Genomic DNA, 8,264 nt, shown 5'->3' with positions numbered 1-8,264 from the left:
GACGCCTCGAGCGGGCTCTCGCCGTGGCTGCACTTTGGCCAGGTCGGGGCCCACCAGGTCTTGCACGCGGTGCTGCGCGCGGAGGACTGGTCGCCAGCCCTGCTCGGCGAAGCCAAGGCGCTGCGCGGCAGCCGAAGGGGCTGGTGGGGGTTGAGCGAGTCCGCCGAGGGCTTCCTCGACGAGCTGGTGATCTGGCGCGAGCTCGGTCAGGTGTTTTGCTGGCACCACCCCGACGCCTACCTGCGCTACGGCTCCCTCCCCGAGTGGGCGCGGACCACCCTCGAGGACCACCGCGAAGACGACCGCCCCTCGCCCTACACCCTCGCCCAGCTCGACGGCGCCCAGACCCACGACGAGATCTGGAACGCCGCCCAGCGTCAGCTCGTCCACGAGGGCCGCATGCACAACTACCTGCGCATGCTGTGGGGCAAGAAGATCCTCGAGTGGAGCGCCGACGCCGAGCAGGCGATCGAGCGGATGATCCACCTCAACGACAAGTACGCCCTCGACGGCCGCGACCCCAACTCCTACAGCGGCATCTTTTGGGTGTGCGGCCGCTTCGATCGCGCCTGGGGGCCCGAGCGGCCGATCTTCGGCAAGATCCGCTACATGAGCTCCGACAACACCCGGCGCAAGCTGAAGATGAGCCAGTACCTCGCGCGCTGGGGCGCCTCGCCCGAGCTCTTTTAAACGCGAACGACCACCTGCTTTCGCAGGCGGTCGTCGTCCCCGTGTGAAACTCTCGAAGCCGTGGCTCAGCGGTAGTCGAGCTCGTCGATGTCGAAGGCCAGGGTGACGGTCTCGACCATGCTGCCCTTGGTGATGACCATGTCGAAGTTCCACACGCCCTCGTCGGTGAGCACGACGTTGTCGACGGCGTAGGCACCATCGCCGAGGTACTCGACCGCGAGCTCGCTCTGCATGCTCACCTCGGCGCCGGGCATCCAGGCGTCGATGTCGATGTCGGCACCGGGGATGCCGCGACCCTCGGCGTCGGGGTCGGTGGGGTCGTGCATGCCGACGCGGACGATGAGGTCGTTCTGACCGACGCCCAGGTCCCCGTCGGTGCTCGACAGGACCACGCGGAACGCGCCCGAGTCACTGGCGACGCCCATGCCATCGACGAACTCGGAGACGTCGCGGAAGTCGGTGTCCTCGGCCTCGGTGCAGGCGGCGAGGGGGGCGGCGAGAGCGAGGGCGAACAGAGCAGCGGTGATGCGGGTCATGGCGGTTCCTGTGCGGGCGAGGAGGTCTTCGTCGGGGGGTGTGCCTCGTGGGCACACATGTAGTTATGGGGAGCGACCCTCCTCACGTCAACACAAAAATGCAAGAAATTTGACTACATGTAGGACATGGTGCGAATCGCCGATTGAACGCCGTTTCGAGCGGTCAAAAGTACAAAAGAGCGCGTTGGCGCGCAGGGCCAAGCACTCTCCAACAGTCGGCGCCTAACACGCGTTCTGGATCTAGCTCTTCGTTCAACGGCCGAGCTAGCCCACAATAGATTCAAAGCTACCAAGTCGGACGCGCGACACGTGGCGAGCCCAGAGCAGCGCTAGCCACGCGGATCCAACCAGGTACGCAACGCCGCCAGCTCCGGCGAAAGACTCAGGCCGACTTGCGGCGCTGCCGAAGGCCAGCCAGGCCCAGGAGACCCAGCAGGCCCAGGAAGCCACTCGCTGGCTCGGGCAGCTCACCCGTCACCGAGCAGCCCTTGCTGGTCGCCCCCGGCCCGTCGCCGCCCACGGCCGGCGGACCGTCGCCCGATCCGCCACCCGACGACGAGCTCGACGACCCACCGCCCGACGACGACCCGCCGCTTCCGCCCGACGAGCCACCGCCCTCGGGGAGGTCATCGCCGAAGTCCGAGCCGCCGCCACCGTCTCCGCCCCCATACTTCTCCTCGCGCTTGCGCTGCTGCTCTTCCTTGTATTTGACGTAGGACTCGGGCAGCTCGGGGAGCTTGTTGAGCATGCGCGGGCGGACGTCGGACAGCTTCTTCCACGAGCCCTGCGAGGGCACCTGGCCGCCGCCGGCGGGCTTTTGCACGCCGAGGATGTAGAGCGCCCGGCGGTTGCGGACCTCGTCGACGCTGTCGCCGGTCTCGACCGCCAGGCCCTTCTCGCCCATGCCCGCGTAGTGGATCTCGCACCACGCCCCGCGATCGTAGAAGTACTTGGCGATGGACTTGGCGCGGGCCTCCGACAGCTTCTTGTTGTCGCTCGCCTTGCCGACGGTGTCGGTGTAGCCGACGATGTAAAGCTGCGCCGAGAGGTTGCCGTTGACCGCCTCGTTGGCCTTGTCGAGCTTGGCCAGCTCGTGGACGAGGACCGCGAAGGCCTCGGCGACCTTCCACTCCTCGTCCTTTTTGATCTCGGACTTGCCCGAGTCGAAGTTGACCTCGGTGTGCGGGATGTCGACGGCCCAGGGCACGCGGGTGTCGGTGTAGGAGTAGCCGCTGTCGTCCCCGCCGGTGACCTTGACCATGAACACCTCGTCGGAGGTGTTCCAGCTCATCTCGAACTCGCCGCCGGCCTCGACGACCTCGTCGGCGACCAGCTCCTCCGTCACCAGGTCGCCGTCGGTGTTGTAGACCTGCAGCTCGCGGTTGGTGATGGTGAAGGGCGTCTCGTAGCGGATCTTCTGGCGGTCGACGATGTCGACGCGGTCGCTGAGCAAGGTGAAGGGCTTGCGGTCGCCGCCGGTCACCGGCTTGACGACATCGAAGGCGCCGGAGGTGAAGGCCTCGTTGGCCTCGATCTCGATCTCGTAGGAGACCGCCCCGCCCTTTTTTTGCTTCCAGGTGATGCGCGTGGGCTTGCCCGGCTTGATGTTGACGGTCTTGTCGACCTCCGAGCCGTCGTCGCCGCGGATCTTGACCTTGACGCCCGACAGGGGCTCGTCGGCGCTCAGCTCGACCCAGGCCGTGCCCTTGTCGTCGGTCTGTCCAGAGTATTGCCAGTTGAACCCGCCGAGCATCATGAACAGGGCGAGGAAGGGGGCGGCGAGGGAGGAGAGGGCCATCGGATCGTCAGTCCTGATCGGGTTCTGAAGTGGGGGGCGTGGGCGTCCACGGGACGAGGGCGCCCGGCGAGTCGGGATTGTAGCGGAGACCCCCGCGGCCCGGTCAACCAACCCGCTCGGGTCGAGCTTCGGAACCTCCAAGCCGCGGTAGAGTCCCGCCCATGCACTTCGATCTCCCGGGCGTCGCGGCTCCCTTCGTGATCTACGCGGCCATCCTCGCGCTGCACGTGCTGTCCCCCGCGCGCAGCGTGGACGGCTACGTCCGCCACCCCGAGACCGGCGCCCCGCTGCGCTACCGCCTCAACGGCCTGAGCGTGCTGTTCGTCGCGGTGTTCGCGTGGATCGTGATCGGGTGGATGAACTGGCTGCCCTTCGACTGGCTCTACCACCACCGCTGGGGCGCCCTGCTCGGCGCCTTCATCATCGGCATGGGCTTCTCGGCGTGGATGGTCCTGCCCGCCCCCTCGACCGGCAAATCCTTCGTCGCCGACTTCTTCCTCGGCCGCGTCGAGAACCCCCAGTGGCTCGGCGGCCACGTCGACGCGAAGATGCTGCTCTACCTCATCGGCGCCGTCATGCTCGAGCTGAACGTGCTCAGCTTCGCCGCCCACCACTACATGGCTTACCCCGAGGACCCCTCCCCCGGCGTGGCCCTGTACACGGTCTTGCTGACCTGGTTCATCTGCGACTACCTGACCTTCGAGGAGGTCCACCTCTACACCTACGACCTGTTCGCCGAGCGCGTGGGCATGAAGCTGGGCTGGGGCTGCCTGACCTTCTATCCGTTCTTCTACGCGGTTGGCCTGTGGGCCGTCGCCGACCTGCCCAACCCCTACGGCGAGGGCGGCCACGGCCGCTGGCTGGCCATCGCCGCCGCCCTCACCTTCTTCACCGGCTGGTCCCTCGCGCGCGGGGCCAACATGCAAAAGTACACCTTCAAGCGCGACCCCGAGCGGGCCTTCCTCGGCATCTTCCGCCCCGAGGTCGTCACCGACGGCGAGCGCGAGCTGCTGTGCAGCGGCTTTTGGGGCGTGTCCCGCCACGTCAACTACCTCGGCGAGATCCTCATGGCGACCGGCCTCGCCCTCGCCCTCGGCCACCTCGGCAACCCCTGGCCGTGGCTCTACCCGCTCTACTACGTGGCCCTGCTCGTCCCCCGCGAGCGCGACGACGACCGCCGCTGCGCCGAGAAGTATGGCGAGCTGTGGACGCAATACCGCGAGCGCGTGCCCTACCGCATCGTGCCCTTTCTCTACTGACCATGTTGGTCGGCCTCGCGCCGATCCCCGATGACCCGCGCTGGCACGCCCCCGACGATCGCCCAGTCCGGCACGTCGCGGGTCACCACCGCGCCCATGCCGACGACCGCGTGATCCCCGATCGTCACCCCATCGGTGACCCCCGCCCCCGCGCCGATCCACACGTCCGCGCCCACGCGGATCCCCCTCGAGCGCACCGGCTGCTCGCGGACCGCCGCCGCTGGATCCATCCCGTGGTCGAAGGCGAACAGCTTCGCCCCCGTCGCGATGCGCGTCCCCTCCCCCACCGTGATCCCCGCCCGGCCTCCGTCCATCACCACTCGCGGGTTCACGCTGACCTCCCGCGCTAGATTTAACGGCCCGTGGAGAAAACACTCCGCGCCGATCGCCACGCGCTCGCCCAGGTGGATCTCCCGATGCGGCTCGGCGAAGATCTTCGCCGACGGCGCGACGAAGCAACCCGGACCGATCACCACCTTCTCCACCGCCCTCAGCTGAGCCTGGATCTGCGCCTGCCACGGCTCCGCCCATGCCTCGAGCTTCGGGGACAACCCAAAGTACAGCCACGGCATCCAGGCCATGCGCAGCATGTGCTGCGCCCGGTAGTCTGGCTCGTCCGCCACCGCCCGAGGCTCGGGCCCGCTCCCGCCTCCGTCAAGCTCCCCCAGACCCGCGAGTCAACTCACCAGCGCACTCTCCGCCGCATCTAGCGGGTCGTCGGGCTCCGTGCTACATCCCGCAACCCCTACGGCGGGTTTAGCTCAGTCGGTTAGAGCGCCTGGTTGTGGTCCAGGAGGTCGTGGGTTCGAATCCCATAATCCGCCCTATCTAAGAGGCCGAAATCGTTGAGGTTTCGGCTTCAGTCTTTATGCGTCTCCACGATTTCTCCAAAATCAGCGGAGTTCGTGTCGCCCAGACACAGTGTCCCCGGATTTCGAGGAGCGCGATCGAACGCTCCAGGGCTGCGGGGGGACAAGTCCATGTCGCGCTGAGTCGTCTCGAGATCGCTGTGTCCGGCGAGCTCCTTGTCGCTTCGCTGCCTCTGCGATCCGCTCGTACTCGTCGACGTCGTGGAAGTCCACCATCGCCGTGGGGGAGGTTTGCCTTCGATAACCCAGGTTCGGGGAGCGTGGTGTTGCGGTGACCAGGCGAGCTCAGGGTAGGAAGTTCGCGCTCCTGCTGGAGTTGCAGGTTCTCGGCGTAGTCGGCGAAGCTCCTCGCGCTCTTCGGAAGTCAGCGGACCGTGGCTCAGGGGTCGGGCGGGAGCAGCTCTGGGTAGCTCACGACGTTGCGCTGGAGCATGGGGATGTCCGCGTAGAGCACGACGCGATCGCTGAGGTCGAAGCGCGTCGGGTACAGGCGCGAGGACGGCCGTAGCTGCCCCTCGATCACGGCGTCCATGCCTGCGAGCGCGGCCTCGAGGTCGGTGTAGCCGAGGGGGCGGGGGGCGCGGGTGCCGGGCTCGTACTTGTGCGCGGGGTAGATGGTGACCTCGGGCGAGACGGTGGCGAGGGCAAGCTGGATCGACGCTCGCATCTCCCGGTTGCTGCCGTTGGACAGGAAGATCCCGAGGTACTCGGTGAACCAGTCGCCGGACAGCAGGATGCGGGCGTCTTCGTCGTAGAGGGAGATCGAGTCGGTCGTGTGTCCCGGGGTGTAGAGCACGCGGACGCGCCGGCCCCCGAGCTCGATGGTCTCGTCGGGCGCGAGCCAGCGGGTCACCTGGAGGACCGGTGCCTCGATGCCTTCGACGTGCCCGAGGTGCTCCTTGGCCAGGAGAGGGAGGGCGCCCGCCTCACCGGCCCGCGCGCGCAGGTGGGGGAGATCGACCATTGCCAGGCGCTCGAACTGCCCGTGGGCGACGTGGTCGTAGTGGAGGTGGGAGAAGACCGCGGTGTAGGGCAAGGAGGTGAGCGAGCGGACCACAGGGCGGATGTCGCGAACGCCCGGGCCGGCGTCGAACAGCAGGGCCTCGCGCTCGCCGACGATGAGGTAGTTGTAGTTGAGCTGGTGGTAGCGCGGCTCGCCGATCGCGTAGAGTCCCGGGGCCAGCTCCTCGACGGTGTAGTAGTCGTCGAACCACTCGACGCCCTCCTCCGCTGGTGCCTGCGGGGCGAGCTCGGGGCGGAGGCGGAGGACGTGGGCGAGGAGGTTGTGGCGCTGCCAGACCCCGACCACGGCGAGGACGAGGGCGGCCGCTGAGAGCCCGGCGGCGACGCGGAGCAGCAGGCGCTTGCGGGTTTTCTTGATCTTGGTGTCCATGGAGGCGAGGCGCTCGTAGTCGATGGCCAGGGACCTGTCCAATGGGCTCAGGTGCCACGGCGAGGCCCCGACGCGAACGCGGTTTGGGCTGGAGCGAATCCCGGCGAGCGAACGGATCCGCGCTCACCGGCCATGGCCTGGGCATGGTCCCCCACCGACTCTCCCTCTCCCTCAGCTCGGCGCTCCTGGCTCTGACAGCGTGCGTGGAGACCGGCGTCATCATCGAAGGCATCGACGACTACGACGAGCCCGAAACCGGAACCGACACCGGCGGCGCCGACGAGGTCGACGTCACGGACGAGTCCGAGTCCGAGTCCGAGTCCGAGTCCGAGTCCGAGTCCGAAGGCGGTGAGGAGTCCCAGCTCCCGACCTTCCAGTGTGAGCTCGTCGACCACCTCGTGATCCCCGTGGACGACACCGTCCCCGAGTTCAACGGCCTGCGCCGAGTCATCGCCGTCGACGCCCACGGCGGGACCTACCTCCACAACGAGTCTCCCGTCGCCATCGAGCTCGCCCGCATCGACCTCGACGGCGCCCTCAGCTGGTCCGTCGACCTCTTGCCCCACGTCCCCAACTACAACGCCTTCGTCAACTTCCTGCACGTCGAAGGGGGCGCCCAAGGGCCGGTCTATGCCCTCGTCCCCTCCGGGCCCGGGGGCTACTCCGACGTCCTCGTGGCCCTCGAGCGCGAGACCGGGTCCACGCTGTGGACGGTCCCCCTGGACGACTTCTTCCGAGCCAACGATGCCCTCGCCGTCGCGCCCAACGGAGACGCGGTGGTGTTCGGCGCCGACCTGACCCAGTCCGCCGGCGAAGACATCACCTACTCGACCATCCGCCTGTCGGCCGCTGACGGCTCCGAGCTGTGGCGCTACGACGACTTCATCACCGATCGAGGCGGACCGCCCGAGTCCGTCGGCGTATCGCCCGCGGGAGAGGTCTTCAACCTCGTCGACACCAACGACGGCGGCGGGATCGTCGTCCGCCGCATCGGCCCCGCGGGAATCCTCATCGACAGCTTGCTCGGGCCCGACTACATCGCCTCCGCCGACGGTCAGGTCCGCACCGACGGCTACGGGCGCCTGATCCTCGACTTCAGCACCACCATGACGGACTACAGCGTGCGCTACGACGCCGACTTGGAGGCCCTCGATCTGTTCGCCCCGGCGGACTACAACCCAGGCGCGCGCCTCCAGGTCCACGGCGCGGGCGACGACGAGCTGCTCATCCTCCAGCACACCGCCGCGCTCCCGGCCGCGGAGTCCAGCTTCGACCTCGCCGTCGCCGTGCCCGGGGAGCCCGAGCGCTGCCGCGTGACCGAGACCTGGCCGCTCGTCGAGCCCGACAACCCCTACAGCGACGCCCGCCTCGGGGCGTCGCGGTGGACCGTCGACGACGAGTTCGTCGCCGCGCTCTACGAGGGCGAGGTCTCGAACGTCGACTTCATCCACGTGTTCCGGACGCGCTGAGCGCGACTGGGGTCCTGTCCTCCCCATCCTCGCGCGCCACAAACCGGTGAGCCTACCGTGTCCCATGTACGACTCCCCGGCGACCAGCTACGGCGACCCCGGCGGCCTCAAGCTCCAGGTCATCAACCCGCAGTGAGGACAGCGCGCAACGCTCTGCGAGCTCCTCTCGGGTCAGACCCATGCGGGCGCGTACCTGACGCAGACGCTTGGCAAGAGCGTCTGCTGGGTGAGGCTCGGGACGCCGTGGGAT

The 8,264-nt window shown here is 68.1% G+C and carries 6 protein-coding genes, 1 tRNA gene and 1 pseudogene; 4 read left to right on the top strand and 4 right to left on the bottom strand.

Features of this window, described 5'->3' with window-relative positions; all coding sequences use genetic code 11:
• Positions 1-690: pseudogene (locus tag PPSIR1_RS35855) on the top strand (deoxyribodipyrimidine photolyase); the annotation flags it as partial.
• Between the two features lie 65 nt (positions 691-755).
• On the opposite strand, the gene PPSIR1_RS35850 reads toward PPSIR1_RS35855, so the two are convergent.
• Together PPSIR1_RS35850 and PPSIR1_RS35845 are read right to left on the bottom strand one after the other, a co-directional pair.
• Complete coding sequence (locus PPSIR1_RS35850) at positions 756-1,226, bottom strand: FixH family protein (RefSeq protein WP_006976165.1); 471 nt, start codon at positions 1,224-1,226, stop codon at positions 756-758.
• 382 nt (positions 1,227-1,608) lie between these two features.
• On the bottom strand, positions 1,609-3,024 hold the full coding sequence (locus PPSIR1_RS35845; protein WP_006976164.1) for an OmpA family protein: 1,416 nt from the start codon (positions 3,022-3,024) through the stop codon (positions 1,609-1,611).
• Between the two features lie 161 nt (positions 3,025-3,185).
• Between PPSIR1_RS35845 and PPSIR1_RS35840 the strand changes: the two genes are divergently transcribed.
• On the top strand, positions 3,186-4,283 hold the full coding sequence (locus tag PPSIR1_RS35840; RefSeq protein ID WP_006976163.1) for a DUF1295 domain-containing protein: 1,098 nt from the start codon (positions 3,186-3,188) through the stop codon (positions 4,281-4,283).
• On the opposite strand, the gene PPSIR1_RS35835 is transcribed toward PPSIR1_RS35840, so the two are convergent.
• Complete coding sequence (locus tag PPSIR1_RS35835; protein ID WP_045117428.1) at positions 4,277-4,873, bottom strand: acyltransferase; 597 nt, start codon at positions 4,871-4,873, stop codon at positions 4,277-4,279. The two genes, PPSIR1_RS35840 and PPSIR1_RS35835, sit on opposite strands and share 7 nt — an antisense overlap.
• Positions 4,874-5,033: 160 nt before the next feature.
• Between PPSIR1_RS35835 and PPSIR1_RS35830 the strand changes: the two genes are divergently transcribed.
• Positions 5,034-5,107 (top strand) — tRNA-His (locus PPSIR1_RS35830).
• A 424-nt stretch (positions 5,108-5,531) separates the two neighbouring features.
• Here PPSIR1_RS35830 and PPSIR1_RS35825 read toward each other — a convergent pair.
• Positions 5,532-6,587, bottom strand: a complete 1,056-nt coding sequence (locus tag PPSIR1_RS35825) for an MBL fold metallo-hydrolase (RefSeq protein ID WP_006976161.1) — start codon at positions 6,585-6,587, stop codon at positions 5,532-5,534.
• 161 nt (positions 6,588-6,748) lie between these two features.
• Between PPSIR1_RS35825 and PPSIR1_RS48710 the strand changes: the two genes are divergently transcribed.
• A complete protein-coding gene (locus PPSIR1_RS48710; protein ID WP_006976160.1) occupies positions 6,749-8,014 on the top strand; it encodes a PQQ-binding-like beta-propeller repeat protein in 1,266 nt (421 codons plus the stop codon).
• Positions 8,015-8,264: the final 250 nt, after the last annotated feature.

Origin of the sequence: Plesiocystis pacifica SIR-1, from assembly GCF_000170895.1 — a bacterium.
In the GTDB taxonomy this organism is placed as follows: Bacteria; Myxococcota_A; Polyangia; order Nannocystales; family Nannocystaceae; genus Plesiocystis; species Plesiocystis pacifica.
The sequence above is the reverse complement of the archived record's forward strand: the minus strand, read 5'-3'. Positions and strand labels throughout refer to the sequence as shown.